Raw genomic sequence first — 17391 nt, 5'->3', positions numbered from 1 at the left:
TTATGAGTTGGATAGCACATAGCAACGCCCCATTGTTAGGGGCGCAAGCGGTCGTTGATGTTAGCGGACTGTCCGAACAATTCCGCGACGGTCAAAAACTACGTCAAGAATACGAAGCAAGGCAGCAGCAAAAAGCGCTTAACGAGATCATGAAAGTAGGCGACCACAACGGACGCTTAGAGCTTGCACAGCAACACAAGTATGCAGGGGCATTAGTGCCACAGCTACAAAAGTACGAAGAAGATAGACAGAAAGCGGCGCTTGATAACCTAAAGACCAGTGCGGATATTGGCAAGGTTTACGGCGAAACAGGCAAATTAGGCGCTGAAACTGGTGAAATCGGCGTAAAAACGATGGGTCAAACCATCAAGAACATGACCGATAAATACAGCCAAATATCAGCAGGGGCATTGACGCAAAATCCGCAATACTTTGCCCTCATGCTTGGTGACTTTCAAAATGCTGGGCTTATCAATCCTGAGCAAAAAGGCTCAATCATCGACATGATGATGAAAGACCCCGAGAACGCCGCAAAAGTCATGCAGCAATTAGCGCGTGGCACGATTGAAGGCTTTAAAGCAACAGCGCCAGAAGCTAAGGTGCTCGATGGTAAGGACGCGGCTTATATGTACACGGTTGACGGCTTTACAGGCGAAGCAGGAGAGCCTACGCAGCGTGTCGCTTATGGCGTATCAGCTACAGACCAAATGAAAGACGCTACCAGTAGAGCAAACAACCAATATACAGTCGATGCAGGTGAACGTAACAGCGAGCGTAGCTTGCAAGGCACTATGTATAACGCTGATACCAACTACCAAGGGCGTATTGATACCGCTAATATCAGTGCGAACACCGCAAGCGAGAAAACAGCCGTTGATTGGTACAAGGCTCAAACAGGCGCGGCGGTCGCACAGCAAAACGCTGAAACCAATCGCATTAAGGCGAACAAGACTGGCGCAGGTGGTAGCACACCTAGGCCAGTTGCGGCCACAAAAGAAATGAGTAAGCACTTAACAAACATTAAGAGCAATGCCCACACAATCCGAAATACTTCATCATGGATTAAACGTATTGAGAGTGGCGAACTAAATCTAGGCGCTATGGCTAACAGCATGAACTCACTCGCTAATCGTACTGGCGTTAACTCACTAGGCAGCAATCCAGCCGCTTATGCCGAGTTTAAAGCTAATATGGTCAAACTGGCTTCGGACGCCTTGCGCCTTAATGCTGGCGTTCAAACCGATATGGACTACAAGCGAGCGATGGAGGAAATGCAAGCGGGCACTTATATTCCACGTAACAACGAAACCGCATTGGCATTATTAACCAAAGTCCGAAATGACTTTAATGCAAAGACCGCGGCAGAATATGCGAGTTATGCGGATTATAAGCGAGAGTATGACGGCATAACACTGCCTGAGTATGGCAAAAGCCCGCGTAGACAGAAAAGCAAAATATCTAGCAATAAGTCCGCTAAGGCATCAACAGGACAGGCGTTAGGTAAAAAGATATTTGGGGGTGGTTAATGGCAACACGCAAGCAGTTAGAGCAAGCACTGCAACACCCTAACGTGCGTAAGTTTTTGGACTTAATCTCTTATACCGAGGGTACGCAGGGCAATGGCTATCGCACAGCGTTTGGCGGCGGTCAGTTGCGTAGTCTTAATGACCACCCGCGTTATTTAAAAACCTTTAAGCAAACTGACGGTACTCTGAATAAAACGTCAGCAGCAGGGCGTTATCAGTTTTTAAAAGGCACTTGGGATAATGTGGCGCGTCAGTATGGGTTAAAAGACTTTAGCCCACACAGTCAAGATTTAGGCGCAGTAGCATTGTTGTTTGGTCGTGATGCGATACCTTCATTACTCAAAGGCGACTTTCAAACCGCTGTCCGTAGAACAGGTGCGGAGTGGGCAAGCCTACCAACATCAAACTACAAGCAGAATAAACGCTCATGGGATAACGTCAATAAGTTTTTAGGCGGTAAGATTGGCAATGTTTCTAATGGTGGCGGTTATCAACAGCAACAGCAAGCACCTGATCCGCGATTAGCAATGTCAGCACCTCAATTACTAGCCACATTACGCAAGGGCAAAGATAAGCGTTCAGACTTACAGATACTCTATGAGTTATCAAACAACAATGGCAAAGCAGGGCGTGAAATTAAGCAGCTCATGGCGCAAGGTGAGAGTCTTAACGATATTGCAAGCCAGTTGGGGCTAAAAGTTCCTAGCAGCCAACCACAAGCCGCACAGCAGCCTGACATTGACCTGCCTGACATTGGTAGCGGTTATGATGATTTCATGGCGAACTTAGCGCCACAAGACGCGCCCAATGAGCCTGACATTGAAATGCCCGATATTGGCAAAGGGTACGATGATTTTATGGCTAATTTACAGGTTGATGAGCCGCAACAAGAACAGATGCAGCAATTCCCCGAACTTGGCAAAAACTATGACGACTTTATGGCAAACCTCACTTTAGATGATGCCGAGCCAACACAAGCAGGTGACACATGGCAAACTCAGAACGAATTATCAAAGACTACATCAAGTCCGAACAGCGCAAGGGCACAGCAACCCCTAAAATCATCGTGGGAATTACCGAGCTAAAAGGTCAGGCGGGCAAAGATGCGAAAGAGTTTATCAAGCAGACACGCGCCGCCGGACTATCCCCTACGCAAGAACTTGGCAAATATTTCGGATTAAGTACAAAGCCAGTTGACCCAAAGGCAACTAGCAAGAACAAAAACGCTACTTTAGCCGATAAAGCCAAATCTACCAATTACAGCGCCATGACTGGTGTTGCAAAATCGTTCGGCAAAGTCGCACAGCTAAATAATAGCTTTGTGGATAAGCTCTACGGCGGTATCAATAACGTGGCTGGCACCAATCTACCTACCAATAACCGCGCAAATTACGATAAAGACGTACAAGCGATGGAAGCGCGTCAAGCACAGCTGCGTGACCAAGCAAATTACAGTGGTGTTGATTTAGGCGAGCTTGGCGGTAGTATCGCAGCCAAAGCGCCGTTATATGTTGCAGGTGGCGCACCAACAGCAGGGGTTAAAGGCTTGGCAGCGTTTGCAGGTCGTGAAGCTGCTATCGGGGGTTTAGACGGTTCGCTCATGCACTCAAAATCTACGTCTGAGCAGGTAGGCAATACTGCACTTGGCGCAATAGGTGGGGCAGTTGGCGGGGTTGCAGGCGTAACAGTTGGCAAAACCGTTGGTAGTGTCATCAAGAAAGGTTCGCGAGTTGCCGCTAATCGGTCAGGTCGTACCGCTACCGCCGCAACTAAGTTAGTCGATGATGCTATTACTGAAACTGGTATTAGGGTTAATCAAGCGACACGAAACCGCCTAGTTAATGACGCCACCAAAAATCTAAGCAAATCAAAACAGATTGACGCAGCCGCAGCCGTCCGCAAGTCACTGCTTGATAGTGAGGGTTTTAAAGGCACGCAGGCGCAGCTATCTAAGCGACCGGAGGAATGGCGAGCTGAGCGCGAACTGGCAAAAAACAATAGTGACCTAAATAATACTCATATTGGCAACAATGAGCAGCTAACCAGTAAGTGGGAGTCGCTTGTCGATGAAACAGGCGCAAGACCAGTCGATAACAATGCTCGTATGGAATCCACGTTTCAAACGCTGAAACAAGGCGATGAAGCAAGACAGGCAGATATTGGCGCAAAGTATAATGCGGCGCGTGAAATGGGCGGTAACGATGCACAGCTTAATCACATGCGCTTTATTGACCAAACAAGCCGCGAGCTTGAAGAACAGGGTTTAGGCTCATTTCTAAAAGGCGATATTCGCGGTGTGTTCAAGGGCATGTTTGAAAATCCCGATTTTAAACTAACACACGGCAAGTCAGAAGAAATCGTTAAAATCCTTAATGCTAGATTAAAAACTACCACTGACGGCAACGAACGTGCAGCGCTCGCTATCGTGCGTAAAAACCTTGATAACGAAGTCGATAGGTCGATTGACGAGTTAGGCGGCGCATTACCTAACGGTGATATTAACGGCGGTCTAGCAGGTGCTCGCGGCGCATGGCAAGAGGCAAGAGGTGCGGCGCGTGACAGATTCCAAGACCTTGATAGCAATCCAGCGTTAAAGGCTGCTATTGACGATATGGCGCCCGATAAAGCTTTTGATAAGCTCGTTTTGAAAGCTAATGAACGCGACTTGGTGAAACTGGTTGATAGCCTCAAAAACTCACCTGACGGTAAGCAAAACTTAGCAGATTTGCAAGGCGCTACCATTGAGCATTTTATCACTAAAGCAACAGGCGCAGACAATGGCGCATTTAGTACGGCGCAGCTAAACAAAGCTATTCAATCATTCGGCAATAATAGAATGAGAGCGTTATTCACGCCTGAGCAAATCGCACGTATCAATGATATTCAAAAGGTCGGCGATATACTGATGCAGCGACCACAAGGCGCACATATCAACGATTCAAACACAGCAAGTACGCTCATTAATCAGCTTATCGGCATTGCAAATATGACGGGCAAGATACCAGTGCTAGGTAACGTAGGTATCGGTGCGGCTAAAGCGGTCGGTGACTTAGCGCAAAGTGGCGCAGGGGCTAAGATGATAAACGGACAACCTGCAATCACTCGCGGTTCATCGCTAGGACTGACAGACGAGCAATTACGACTACTGGGTATGATGCCAGCAGCAGGGCAAGCAGGGGCGGCGGTTGGTGCAAACTTGGGTAATTAATATTGCCGATAACTTATGTTTTGTTTATAGTGGGTTAAACCCAACAAAACATAAGGATTTGCCATGCGCAAACTTACCGTATTTTTAGCAGCGTCTTGTTTTGCAATGTTTGCTCACGCTGAGCGTTATGATGTTTATGTGCATGAGCAGGTGCAGCCAAACAATGCAGCGTTGCTTGGCTCTCAAGCCGTAATTGATACTAGCAATTGGGGTAATGACTTTGCTGAAGGGCAGAACATAAGAAAAGCATGGGACGCTCGCAAAGCTAGAAAGAAACACGCACAAGCTATGCAGGAAATGAATAGCCTTGACCTAAGCGACAATAACGCCGTGATGGAGTTTGCCAAGAAATACCCTGATAGCGTCGATAGTCTAAAGAGTATGCTACAACTGCAAAGACAGCTTACCAATTAATCCCGATACCTAGTTAGATATGACCGCCCATTAAGGCGGTTTTTTTATGGAGCAAACAAATGCGCTATACCCATAATCGTAACACAACATTCTATTGGTCAGGGGATATTGTTCACCAATCCAGTGGACAGCTTGCAGACCTGAGCGACCAAGCTATCAAAAGTCAGATCAGAAACCGTGACGGCGATCTGATAGCCACTCTCAATGTGCAGAAAGACACACCACAAAACGGTTTTATAACCATCAGAGCAGACAGCAGTAAATGGCCTATAGGCGATGCACTGTGGGATATTACTATCACTCGTGGTGATATTACCGTTGCTACGGAAACCGTCAATCTAAAAGTTATTGATGGGGGTACTCATGCTAGTTAATCAATCCGCTAATAAACTACTTATCAATCTAAAAAATGAGTACGGCGCTATCTTGCGCTTATCAAGCTACGCAATCGCTAATATGGCGAATGAGTACGCGATTAAATACTATAACGACCACCGTACACTGTCATCTGATGACATGACCAGCTTCACTATGATACTCGTGAATGGCTCAAAGCCCATTAATATCACCGTACCAAAGGTAGGTGACTCAATAAAGATAGGTCGCTGCGTCAATATCGGTCAAGAAACCGAAAACACGGTAACAGTTAGGATGGCAGCTGGCGTAAGCATTAACCCCGCCGATGGCTGTGTGATGCGCCGTAGTGGTAGCTTTGTCACGCTGGTGTATGAAGGCAATGAGCGCTGGAGGCTGATAGGTGAGCTGCCATGAAGAAAAACCTTACAGTAGGTATGCCGCTTGCAGTGCCAACGCAGAAAAGACCGCCGAGTAAGTATGCCAGTCATCCTTATCCTACGGCACTTGAAGGCGCTTATGTGGTAACAACTAAGCCGTTGACTATAAGCAGGCGCGATGTATTAAAGATAAGCCATGAATACGAATCTTATATCACACTTGCTAAGCCAAAATCTATTGCGGTTCGCAGCGCATTAATCAGCTTTAATGCTGTGCCAGAAGCATATACAGTCAGTGCTAAGCCGAAATCAATTGATATAAAACTCCCTTTGGTGGTACTAAGTACTGTGCCAGAAGCATATACAGTCAGTGCTAAGCCGAAATCAATCAGCAGTAAAAGCTTATTAATTAAATACTACCCAAAAGATGAGGCTTATGTAATAACTGCTAAGCCGTTGTCTATTAAAATAAATTAAGGATAAATTATGAATATAGGTATGGCTGGTGAAGTAAGATGTGTGAGAAAAAATGCGAAAGGCGAAGTGGTTGAAGATACTGGCTACCAAAAAAACTTAATCCTAGACGCTGGTTTGGATTTTTTAGGGGATAGCTCCAATGGGAATATGCTGGATTACTGTATTATTGGTAGTGGCAATAGCACACCTAACGTAACGCAAGTAAAGCTAGATAGCGTTATTAATAGACAATCCTCCTTGATACAGGTATCTGCAAAAGGCAGCTACGATGCTGCGGTAGACGGTAATTTTTATAAAATAAATAAGGTGGTTAAGTTTAGTTTTATAAATAACGGCAATATTAATATCAGCGAACTAGGCTTGGCATACCAGTATAGTTCGTCAACTGAATACAAGTTGGTCACTAGAGCTTTAGTTAGGGATTCTAGCGGTAATCCAACAACCATATCTGTTTTAGCTGATGAAACGTTAGAGGTTTATTATAAATTATGGTGCGTATTTAACGTAACAGACATTACAGGAACTGTTGAGCTTACAGAGTTTGGCGGTAATACTGTGCAATATAATTATGTTGGAAGGCCTGCGTTCGTGGGTTCTACTAATGCCGCTTTTAATACTAATCACTTAGGCGATAGCCTATACGATTCTATTTATTACACGGTAGAACCTTCTGAGATACGAACGGGAGAACTTGGAGATATACGCAATAAACCCACTGGAGGCTTAGTTTTAAGCAAACCAGCTACGGGTAGTTTTTATGTCATGAGACTTGGTAGTTATACCCAAGGTAGTTTCAAACGTAGTATGTTTTGGGATTTAGGTCTTAGCGAAGCAAATAGCACTAATATTCGCTCAATACTTCTGGTAACGAATAAGGGTGTTTGGCAATTTAGGTATGGTAGCGTATTAGATGACAGCCCTATCGCTAAAAACAGCAATCAAAAAATGAGCTTTGAATTTGAATTTAGCTGGGGTCGATACGAAGGGGTGCTGTAATGTTACCATTGCCCGAGCCATTGCTAATAGACGGCGGTGTGACAACGCCATTTTTATACCCACGCTCAAAAAATTATCCGCTAACCGAATCGTGGGATAACGGCGGCGTGGCGCTGTCTGACCCTAGTGAGGATTTAACAAAGTATGTTTGGCAAGCATGGACAGACGGCACCACAATCACAGTCAAGCGCGATGATTTAGATACATACCATGTCGTACTGATGGACACGAATATCACTGAGATTGATTTGACGTTTGACCAAAACATGCGTCCTTGTATTGCATACGTGGCAAACGGTATCAGCAAACTGTATTGGTACGACACACAGCAAGCTAAGCAAGTCATTGACGAATACCCAGCTATCAGAAATCCGCGTGTATCGCTTGATGATAAGCGCAGATTCAACGTATCTCAATCAGACATTATCTTTGCTTATCAAAAAGGCGATACGCTATGTTATCGCGTCCAGCGTGAACGCTTTACTATTGAGCGCGTACTGGCAACCAACACTAAAAAGCGTTTGTTGTGGCGAATAGGCATGGGTCGCAATAACCGATTTTTATTCTACTGGCGCTAACAACCCCTTAATTGGGGTTTTTTATTATCTAAAATTTGAGGACGGCGTATGCCAAACAACACACCCTTCTGGGACTTAATCGCTTTAAAGCTCATCGTGTTTTTACCTAAAATCCTAATTGCTATCATCGGTGCTGTTTTCGGCTTGATGCTATCGGGCGATATTGGTAAAGACGGAAAAATACAAGTCAGTGTGCCAGTGATGATTAAATTTGTCATTGCGGTGACTATATCGCTTGTCGGCGGTAGCGCTCACATTGAGATCATGAAATGGCAGGATTACAGCGTCACGGTGCATGGTTTAATCATGCTGATGTGGGCGGTATTCGGTATGCTTGCAATCGGTATCGTTTATCAATCGATTGCACTAATGCAAGGTAAGTCGCTTGCAGAAATAATCAAAGAAATCAAAGACGCCGCGTTTGCGATATTTGGGAAGTGAGGTAGTTATGAGCGAATTTAAAGTATTTTTTAATCGACTGATGGAGCATGAGGGCGGTTATATCAATCACCCTAGCGACCCTGGCGGCGAAACAATGTACGGCGTGACTAAGCGTGTTGCCCGTGCCAATGGCTATACTGGCTCAATGCGTAATTTACCAAAATCCACAGCGCAAGCGATTGCTCACAAAGATTATTGGCGAGCTATTAAGGGCGATGACTTGCCCGATGACGTTGCTTGGCAAGTTTTTGATGCGGCTTATAACCACGGCAATAGACAGGCTATCAAGTTTCTGCAGCGAGCGGTTGGCATTACTGGTAAAGACGTGGACGGCATCATTGGCAATCAGACGCTTAATGCGGTTAATTGCATGGATTCAGATCGCATCGTTATGCTATTTATTGCTGAGCGATTAGAGTTTTTCACGAACCTCGGCACATGGAAAACGTTTGGTAAGGGTTGGTCACGCCGAATCGTTGGCAATCTTCGTTGGGCAGCTAAGGATAATTGATAGTTAGCTACCTTTAGCTGCTATAATAAACTTTCTCAGGTTACAAATTACTAGGTACTGTGAGCGGTGAGTTCTAGGTATTTAGAAAAGCCCATCATTAATTTGGTGGGTTTTTTTTATTTGCCTGCTATTTAAGACCATCAAGATAATCCGCCCATTTTTGCATCATTTCCCTACGTCTGTCCACCCACTTAATTCTGTTGTAAGCCCGACCATTGCCATCAACTACTTTATGGGCTAATTGCATGTCGATAAGCTCATACGGATATTCTAGTTTTTCTTCTAGCAGTGTGCGAGCAATGGCCCTAAATCCTTGTACGGTTTGCTCGGTACCGGCAAAACCCATGCGCTTGAGTGCCTGATTCATTGTATTGTCAGATAGGACCCGATTTTTTGACACAGTGGACGGAAATACATAATCGCCGGTTGCATACTCTTTCATTTCATCAATGACTTGCAGGGCTTGCGTAGATAATGGCGATACCATATCGACACCGGTAGACTTTTTGGTCTTTGGCGGCGTATAAATCCAAACGCCTTGCTCAAGGTCCAGCTCGGACCACTTTAAGTTGCGAACCTCACCGACACGCGCAAACGTCAAGATAGCAAAGCGCAATGCTCTACGTGTGGCAAAGTGCCCATTATATGCATCAATAGCCCGTAATAACTCAGATAGCCGCCGTTCATTTAGTATGGCCGGCGCATGGACCACTTCACCGGTACCAAAAACGCCGCGTAAATGTAATGCTGGATTTTGCGTGGCCCTACCGGTAGCGATAGCATGTGTCATGACTTGGCTAATCTTGGTACGTGTCTTTTGCAGCTTGGTAAAATGTCCGGCGTTCTCAATCGGTTTTAATACCGCCATACAATCTTGCGTCGTTATCTCACTCACCGGCTTATTGCCAATGACGGCTATTATCTCGTCAATAGCGGACCGTGTTTTTTCTAAGGTTTTAGGCGCATAGTTTTTTGTCGCTATCCATTCTTCATAGACCGATTTAAAATCATTGGCTATTTTATGCAGCTCGGACTGGACCCTATCTTGCTCACTGACTTTTGGATCAATATTAGTTTCTAGCAATCGCTCACAATCGGCGCGTCTTTTACGCGCGTCTGCTAATGTCAAAGCAGGGTATCGACCTAGTTTAAACATATCACTCACACCGGTGTAAGGTCGGCTATATTGATAATACCAAGTCTTGGTCCCTGATTTAGCGATATTCAGTATAAGGCCGGACCCATCATATAAGCGATACGGTTTATCTTTAGGCTTGGCTTTGGCGACCTCGGTATTGGTCAGTGGGTTAGTTATGCGAGCCATGACAGTAATTCCATTTTGATTAAACAGTAAAAACAGCGATTACCGCATAGTTTACTGTTATTAATCTCGGTTTGCTATAGCCTTGCTCGGACTACTACAGACACAAAAAAGCCCTCATGCTATTAAACATAAGGGCTAATCGGTCATTCTCGGACTTGCTTATACTGCTAATTGGTACCGGTGGTCGGACTTGAACCGACACGCTTTTAAAGGCAACGGATTTTGAATCCGTCATGTCTACCAATTCCATCACACCGGCGTGTTAGGTGATAAAGTCTTTATTGCTAGACTGTATCGAATTGGGCTACAGGGTTATCTCTGTATAGGCTGCGTATTATAGCAGCCTATTTTTAGCCGTCAAGAATTATTTATACTATTTACGATAAAATTTATTTTTAACCAACGAAAGCGCGTTCAACGGCATAGTCCGCTTGCACACCCATACGTGGAGAAACGGTGAGACCAAAGTCGTCTAAAATCGCTGATACTTCAGCGTTAAACGGCATACTACCGCAAATCATGACACGGTCGTCGTCTTTATTCATCGGGGGCAGACCGATATCTTCAAAGAATTTACCCGATTTCATCAGGTCGGTGATACGGCCAGTATTTCTAAACTCTTCGCGCGTGACGGTCGGGTAGTAGATAAACTTCTCGCGGAACTCTTCACCAAAGATTTCATCGTTTGGCAGCTCTTCTTCAAACATTTCGCGATAAGCCAAATCCTTGACCTGACGCACGCCGTGTACCAAAATGATTTTGTCAAAACGCTCATAGACTTCAGGATCGCGTGATAGCGCTAAAAATGGCGCCAGTCCTGTACCAGTTGAGAGCATATATAAATGCTTACCCGGTAATAAATCATCTAAGACCAAAGTGCCCGTCGGTTTTTTACTGACCAATAACTCATCGCCAACTTTGATATGCTGCAAGCGCGAGGTTAGCGGACCATCTTGTACTTTAATAGAGAAAAATTCCAAATGCTCTTCGTAGTTGGGGCTGGCAATCGAGTAAGCGCGCAGGAGCGGTCTACCATCGACAACGATACCAATCATCGCAAACTCGCCATTACGGAAGCGTAAGCCATCGTCGCGCGTGGTTTTGATGCTAAATAGAGAGTCATTCCAGTGATGAACCTCTGTGACCGTTTCGGTGCGGAGTTTTGACATAAAGCCCTCGTTAGTAAGTGGTAATGTGTATTCGCCCATTAAAAATGGTGGTAAACAAAAGTTTTTAAGGTAATAAAAAGTATTAATAAGATAAAGCGCTTATCAATTATCAGTTCAGGCTAATAAGCAAATGACACTGATAAAAAACCGTTATTTTAACATTATTATCAGGTTTTATAAGGTATCAGATTCTAGCAAACAACCGCGCTGCCCGTACAAGTAAACTTTGCTGCTTGTACTTTATAGACGTGTTCTTTATGAATGCAAGCCATTCTCAATAAATTTCTCGCTCATCATAACAAACTTTAAAATAAAAATCCGCCTAGCTGCCTGTCTGTACCATGATAAAATGGAATATCGTTAGCGAATAATTTTCTATCATTGCCGTATGCCATGTATTATCAGCCATCTACTTTTGGGATTTGAATTATGACTTGCCAGACTACCGCTGCTGTTAGCCATCATATATCACCCATTATCGGCTACCACCGTGCGCCGCTGTCGCAAAAGTTTGGCGCGCCAAGACAGCCAAATTTAGTAGCTATGATTAGTGTGATTGAAATGCTCGCGCCGTATGACACGCCAGCGGCATTTGTAGGTTTGGAGGATTTTAGCCATATTTGGATCAGTTGGCAGTTTCATCATAACTATTTATATAAAGACAAATTGCATAAAGACAAGCAGGCCAGTTTAGATAACCATAATCAGCAAGAGAAAGTCGATAGTGCTTTTCGCCCGCAAGTGCGCCCACCGCGCTTGGGTGGCAATCAAAAAATAGGCGTATTTGCCAGTCGCAGTATGTATCGTCCATCCGCGCTCGGGTTATCTGTGGTCAAGCTCGAGCGCATTGAGATGGTAGAAGGTCGAGTGTTACTTATTATTAGCGGTGCTGATATGATAGATGGGACGCCCATCATCGATATCAAACCTTATGTGGCTTATAGTGATGCATTGCCTGACGCCCAAAGCGGTTTTGCGCCAACTGCGCCGCACTTGTTGGATGTGAGTATTACTAAATTAGCTTATGAGCAATTTGGGCAAATTATCGCCAATCAAAGTGTGGATAATGCAGCGGAAGAAAATGCGCAATCGTCCGTCAAGACAGTCATTGATAAAATCCAAAAGCAGTTATTAAGGTCTGATTTTGATACTATCAAAGCCTTGATAGCACAAGACCCGCGTCCGGCTTATCGACGTACAGAGACAGATACGTTATTTGTCATGCGCTATAAATCGGTTGATGTCAGTTTCCAGTTGCTGGAATCAGATGAATTACAGATAACAAGTATCGTTATAGTAGAATGACAGTAAGTATCAGAATCGTAGTAAACATCGCCGCTGCCAAATGCCTTAAATCTTATAAGAATAAAACTATAAAAGAAGATAACTATGTCTGCTCAAAAATATTCGATAGTGATTGATTTGCGTTGGTGCCTAGATGAATTATTGGCAGATAGGGTGATTGATCAACGCGGCTATAACCTTGTTATTACCAGTCGCCGTAATAAGGTGCAGCATCCGCTGATTACGATTAGTGAATTTGGGCTGCCAAATGGTCACGCGCTTGATAGCAATTCTGAGAATAAATTAACGCTGGCGTGGCTCAATCAGTGGCTGGCTGCCAAAGCAGATATGCCGCTGGTGCGTATTGATCCGTTAAAGGTCGATGTACCGGCGGTAACGCAGCTGATGTCGTTTGAGTATGCACGCTCGCAGCATATTTTACCGATTGAAGTGACGCTTGATGAAGTGGTTATCGGTACCGATCAGCCGTTTTATACTGATTGGCATGGCAATATTGAAAAGCTCATTAAATCAAAAAGCTATCGTACGGTCTTTATCAATCCTGAACAAATCAATCGCTATCGGCAAGAGTTCTATCAGGTCACACAAGCGATTGCGGGCGCGAACTCCCTACATAAGCGCGCAGCGGCGGACGTCACCAACGTCGAAGCGTTGTTACAGCTGGGCGATAACACCAATCCCGATGCCAATGATCAACATATCGTCAAAGTGGTCGATTGGCTATTGCAATATGCCTTTGAGCAGCGCGCAAGCGACATTCATCTAGAGCCGCGCCGCGAAACAGGCAAGGTACGTTTTCGTATCGATGGGGTGCTGCATAGTGTCTATGAGATGCCGCTTGCCATTATAGTAGCAGTGACCGCCCGTATTAAAATTTTGGGACGGCTCAATGTCGCAGAAAAGCGTAAGCCGCAAGATGGACGCCTAAAAACCCGTACACCCAAAGGTTTAGAAACTGAACTACGTCTTTCTACCATGCCGACTGCTTTTGGTGAAAAGCTTGTCATGCGCGTATTTGACCCAGAAGTGCTGGTGCGCTCATTTGCCCAACTTGGCCTGTCGGGTAAGCAGCTTGAAACGTGGCACGAGCTGACTGCCCATCCTAATGGCATTATATTGGTTACCGGTCCGACGGGCTCAGGTAAAACCACCACTTTGTATAGTACGCTTAAGCAGCTCGCCACCGAGCAGGTCAATGTCTGTACTATCGAAGATCCGATTGAGATGATTGAGCCAGCTTTTAACCAAATGCAGGTCAATCCAGGAGTTGATTTGCATTTCGCTGACGGTATTCGCTCTTTGATGCGCCAAGACCCAGACATTATTATGGTCGGTGAAATTCGTGATGCTGAGACTGCCAATATGGCAGTGCAAGCGTCTTTGACGGGGCATTTAGTGCTCTCAACGTTGCACACCAATGATGCGCCGAGCTCTATTACCCGTTTACATGATTTGGGTATTCAGCCATTTTTAACCTCAGCAACGATATTGGGGGTGATGGCACAGCGCTTATTACGAACATTATGCCCGCATTGCAAGCAAGCCGTTGAGGTCACTGCAGATAGTGAAATATCCATTCAATGGCAAGAATTGGTGCAGCCTTGGCGCGCGCTAGTTCCTGCGCAAGTGTACAAGGCGCAGGGCTGTGAGCATTGTCGTCATACCGGCTATCAAGGCCGCGTTGGTCTCTACGAGATTATGCCATTATCAAATGAGCTAAAAAAACTGGTCGCCGCCGATGCCAACTTGGATGCGCTTAAACAACAAGCGTACCGTGAAGGCGTACAACCACTGCGTTTATCTGGGGCAAAGCGTATTAGCGAAGGAGTGACGACCATAGAAGAGGTGATGCGCGTGGTACCGTTAAATTGATAACTGCATTTATAACCGCATTAATAACTGCCCTTTACATGTAAGCACTTTAAAAATGTATTTTCTAAAAAATGCTCTGATAAGAAACAAGTTTGAAAGCAATTATATATATACGTTTGTTAAACATGACTTGAAAAGCATACTTAACAGAGCAATTAATACTATTACGATTATTAAACCCTTATTCTAAAAGGTTCTATTTATTAATTTTATTAACGAGATTGTTTATGTTTACTGATACGCATTGCCATCTAAACCGTTTGGATTTGACCAAGTACGATGGTCAATTGTCTGGTGCAATTGCTGCGATGAAAGAAGCCGATGTCACCCGCGCGATGGCGATTATGTGTGATTTCGCTGAATATGATGAGATTGCTAATATTGTCAGCACTTATAATGACGAGGCGCTAAATCTTGGCATGAGCGTTGGCATTCATCCCTGTGAAGATATCGGCGTTTTACAATCAGCGACGGTCGAGCGCTTGATAGAGACGGCTGATGCCGAGCACGTTTGGGCGATAGGGGAGACGGGGCTGGATTATTACTGGTCGACGGAAAATAAAAAAGAGCAACAAGCCAGCCTTGCGCGTCATATTCATGCCAGCCAACACCTAAAGAAACCGCTTGTCGTGCATATGCGTGACGCCAAAGAAGATACGCTTGATATCCTAAAAGCGGAAGGCGCTGAACATGGTATCATTCATTGCTTTACTGAAGACTGGGAAACCGCAGAACGCGCATTAGACTTAGGGTTTTATATCTCCTTCTCGGGCATTGTTAGCTTTAAGAGTGCGCAGATGATTCAAGATGCTGCAAAAAATATGCCCAAAGATAGAATACTTATCGAAACGGATAGCCCGTATTTAGCACCAGTGCCTAAACGTGGCAGGCCTAATGAGCCTGCATACGTGCCATATGTGGCAACCTATCTTGCCCAACTGTATGGCTATAGTAGCGAGGAAGTGGGTGCCCTGACTGCAAAAAACTTTGAAAATTTACTGGCACAGTATCATTAAAATGGTTATGCTATGACCAATCAGTCATTTATTAACTGGTCTTGAGATTTATGTTTTAATTTTTTTTAAGACTAAATCTAACCACATGATTATCAATGACTATTTAGCAAACATAAGCATATTTCCTTTGATGATATTGGCATAGCCGTTATGCATTTTATACGCGGGCTGCCAGTATACTGATATAAGGAGCGGTCATATGCATGATATTGTCAGTTTTTAGGAGAAATTATGAGTCGTCAGCACCAGTTCAAGGCACGAGAAGAGAATATCTTAGCGATGGCAGAGCAATTGCTACTTGAGTCAGGCGATGGTGATATCACTTTGGACAGTTTGGCAGACCAGCTTGATTTGGCTAAAGGCACCTTATATAAGCATTTCTCTAGTAAAGATGAGCTTTACCTGCGTATTATTATCCGTTATGAAGAGCAGCTGTTTGAGATTAACCGTATTGATGACTGTCCGTCGGCAGGTGTCGCGCGGATGATTTTTCAGCAACTATTTAATCCGCAAAAAGCCATGCTCCTTAACCAAATCGAAGAGCGTTTGGCGGCATCGGTGACGGGTTTGAATCGCCTGTTTGGTGAGCTTTACGATATTCGTCGTCAGCGCATGAAGCGTTTGATTGATATTATCAGTGCGTATCTTCAAGAGCAGCATAGCAGCTTAAGTACGCGCGATTATTTGTCCTCGATTTGGGCGATGGGTCAAGGCGGCGCAGGATTATTAAACTCAAGTTTTTATCAGCGCTACTTAGGTCGCCGTGATACCTTGCGTTATGCTTTTGTGCAGCAAATGCTTGAGTTGCCAAGCCATTATCCAGCGGTCGATGACGAGGTGATGGATGAGGATATGCAAGAGCTGGTAGAGCAAATAGAAACTGAGTCAGAAGAACACCGTAATACCAATTACTAGCTTTTTATTCTATTTTAAACGCAGTCAGCTATTATTTTATAAAAGTCCGTGTTGTTATCTTCTGTATAGCAGCACGTTCAATATACCTTTTACCCTGTGTAGATATTTATAGTTTTTATAACTCATCATGTCTTTCGTCTTGTATATGCCATTCAATATAGCGTTATTTTTAATAAGGTGACGCCATTCTAGATGACTTCTGTATGTCAAAACCGACTTCCTCGATATCTTCAATAACAGCCTTTCGCGCACACGGTCAAGCGGGCTTTACCCTTGTTGAAATCGTGGTGGTGGTGGTTATTTTATCCATCTTTGCTGGGATGATGAGCTTGTCGGTCGGTAGTAGTGAGTCACGCAAAAACCGCGCTTTTTATGAGCATTTAACAGATTCTCTGAGCTATGTACGGCTTTTATCAGCTGAGCGTATGCAGCCCATGGGTCTAAGCTTACAAGCGGATAAGCAAGGTCAAGTCACGCCCATCATTGTCACGCTATCAAACCCGTATATTGCTTATCAAACTCAGGCTGCCACTTCTTCTAGTGGAGACAGTATGCCTAAGAACGCCATGGAGTTGTCAGCAGATTTGACGAGTATGTCAGGTGCTGCTATAGATAAAGTGCCCACACCAAGTTGGGAGATTGAGCCAGAAGTTAGTCTGCCTGCCTTGCCTATGGGGGTGAGCTTAAGCGTGCAAAGCCTAGATGCAGGTAAGCAAACAACCACAGGCCAAATGCAAGCGCTGCAGCCATGGTTTACTGACCACAACGTACCGCAAGTACTATGGTTTGGCACAGGTCAGGCCACGCCGGTAACGATTGAGGTGCGTCATAATTCGCGTTTGGTGGGTGAGGTGATTACGATTATGCCCGATGGTAGTATGTCGATAGGGCAAGGGCTGTAGCTG

General features: G+C 44.8%; 18 protein-coding genes and 1 tRNA gene. 16 read left to right on the top strand and 3 right to left on the bottom strand.

Features of this window, described 5'->3' with window-relative positions:
• Positions 1-2: 2 nt before the first annotated feature.
• From B2866_RS10110 to B2866_RS10060, 11 genes are all read left to right on the top strand, one after another.
• On the top strand, positions 3-1526 hold the full coding sequence (locus tag B2866_RS10110; protein ID WP_296193639.1) for a hypothetical protein: 1524 nt from the start codon (positions 3-5) through the stop codon (positions 1524-1526).
• A complete protein-coding gene (locus B2866_RS10105; RefSeq protein WP_296193636.1) occupies positions 1526-2611 on the top strand; it encodes a glycoside hydrolase family 104 protein in 1086 nt (361 codons plus the stop codon). The genes B2866_RS10110 and B2866_RS10105 overlap by 1 nt, the downstream gene beginning before the upstream one ends.
• Positions 2515-4734 (top strand): hypothetical protein, encoded by a 2220-nt coding sequence (locus tag B2866_RS10100; protein ID WP_296193633.1) that lies wholly within the window; start codon positions 2515-2517, stop codon positions 4732-4734. Before B2866_RS10105 ends, B2866_RS10100 begins: the two co-directional genes overlap by 97 nt.
• 63 nt (positions 4735-4797) lie before the next feature.
• Entirely contained in the window at positions 4798-5148 is a 351-nt protein-coding gene (locus B2866_RS10095) for a hypothetical protein (RefSeq protein WP_296193632.1), read from the top strand.
• Positions 5149-5207: 59 nt separating this feature from the next.
• Positions 5208-5522 (top strand): hypothetical protein, encoded by a 315-nt coding sequence (locus tag B2866_RS10090; protein ID WP_296193629.1) that lies wholly within the window; start codon positions 5208-5210, stop codon positions 5520-5522.
• Entirely contained in the window at positions 5512-5919 is a 408-nt protein-coding gene (locus B2866_RS10085) for a hypothetical protein (protein ID WP_296193628.1), read from the top strand. The genes B2866_RS10090 and B2866_RS10085 overlap by 11 nt, the downstream gene beginning before the upstream one ends.
• On the top strand, positions 5916-6359 hold the full coding sequence (locus B2866_RS10080) for a hypothetical protein (protein ID WP_296193626.1): 444 nt from the start codon (positions 5916-5918) through the stop codon (positions 6357-6359). Before B2866_RS10085 ends, B2866_RS10080 begins: the two co-directional genes overlap by 4 nt.
• A gap of 9 nt (positions 6360-6368) precedes the next feature.
• Positions 6369-7355, top strand: a complete 987-nt coding sequence (locus tag B2866_RS10075; protein WP_296193624.1) for a hypothetical protein — start codon at positions 6369-6371, stop codon at positions 7353-7355.
• Positions 7355-7933 (top strand): hypothetical protein, encoded by a 579-nt coding sequence (locus B2866_RS10070; protein ID WP_296193622.1) that lies wholly within the window; start codon positions 7355-7357, stop codon positions 7931-7933. The genes B2866_RS10075 and B2866_RS10070 overlap by 1 nt, the downstream gene beginning before the upstream one ends.
• 48 nt (positions 7934-7981) lie before the next feature.
• The gene (locus tag B2866_RS10065; protein ID WP_296193620.1) at positions 7982-8374 is read left to right on the top strand and encodes a hypothetical protein; all 393 of its coding nucleotides are present in this window, start codon (positions 7982-7984) and stop codon (positions 8372-8374) included.
• A 7-nt stretch (positions 8375-8381) separates the two neighbouring features.
• The gene (locus B2866_RS10060; RefSeq protein WP_296193617.1) at positions 8382-8885 is read left to right on the top strand and encodes a glycoside hydrolase family 108 protein; all 504 of its coding nucleotides are present in this window, start codon (positions 8382-8384) and stop codon (positions 8883-8885) included.
• 127 nt (positions 8886-9012) lie between these two features.
• Here the strand turns inward: B2866_RS10060 and B2866_RS10055 are convergent, their stop codons facing one another.
• The 3 genes from B2866_RS10055 to B2866_RS10045 form a co-directional block, all read right to left on the bottom strand.
• Positions 9013-10209: a tyrosine-type recombinase/integrase gene (locus tag B2866_RS10055; RefSeq protein WP_296193614.1), complete on the bottom strand. Its 1197-nt coding sequence runs from the start codon at positions 10207-10209 to the stop codon at positions 9013-9015.
• Between the two features lie 172 nt (positions 10210-10381).
• Positions 10382-10468, bottom strand: a tRNA-Leu gene (locus tag B2866_RS10050).
• Between the two features lie 136 nt (positions 10469-10604).
• Positions 10605-11378 (bottom strand): ferredoxin--NADP reductase, encoded by a 774-nt coding sequence (locus B2866_RS10045; protein WP_201543172.1) that lies wholly within the window; start codon positions 11376-11378, stop codon positions 10605-10607.
• A 429-nt stretch (positions 11379-11807) separates the two neighbouring features.
• Here B2866_RS10045 and B2866_RS10040 point away from each other — a divergent pair, with 429 nt between their 5' ends.
• The 5 genes from B2866_RS10040 to B2866_RS10020 all read left to right on the top strand — a co-directional run bounded on the left by B2866_RS10040 (position 11808) and on the right by B2866_RS10020 (position 17388).
• Positions 11808-12683 carry an SAM-dependent methyltransferase gene (locus B2866_RS10040; protein WP_296193605.1) on the top strand — a complete coding sequence of 292 codons (876 nt, stop codon included), beginning with the start codon at positions 11808-11810 and terminating at the stop codon, positions 12681-12683.
• Positions 12684-12767: 84 nt separating this feature from the next.
• Positions 12768-14555, top strand: coding sequence for a GspE/PulE family protein (locus B2866_RS10035; protein ID WP_296193602.1), 1788 nt, complete (start codon positions 12768-12770; stop codon positions 14553-14555).
• 227 nt (positions 14556-14782) lie between these two features.
• Positions 14783-15571 (top strand): TatD family hydrolase, encoded by a 789-nt coding sequence (locus B2866_RS10030; protein WP_296193599.1) that lies wholly within the window; start codon positions 14783-14785, stop codon positions 15569-15571.
• Between the two features lie 231 nt (positions 15572-15802).
• Positions 15803-16486, top strand: a complete 684-nt coding sequence (locus B2866_RS10025) for a TetR/AcrR family transcriptional regulator (protein ID WP_296193596.1) — start codon at positions 15803-15805, stop codon at positions 16484-16486.
• A 203-nt stretch (positions 16487-16689) separates the two neighbouring features.
• Positions 16690-17388, top strand: coding sequence for a prepilin-type N-terminal cleavage/methylation domain-containing protein (locus B2866_RS10020; RefSeq protein WP_296193591.1), 699 nt, complete (start codon positions 16690-16692; stop codon positions 17386-17388).
• The last annotated feature ends 3 nt before the right edge of the window (positions 17389-17391 follow it).

The organism is Psychrobacter sp. UBA3483 (assembly GCF_002377905.1).
In the GTDB taxonomy this organism is placed as follows: Bacteria; Pseudomonadota; Gammaproteobacteria; order Pseudomonadales; family Moraxellaceae; genus Psychrobacter.
The sequence above is the reverse complement of the archived record's forward strand: the minus strand, read 5'-3'. Positions and strand labels throughout refer to the sequence as shown.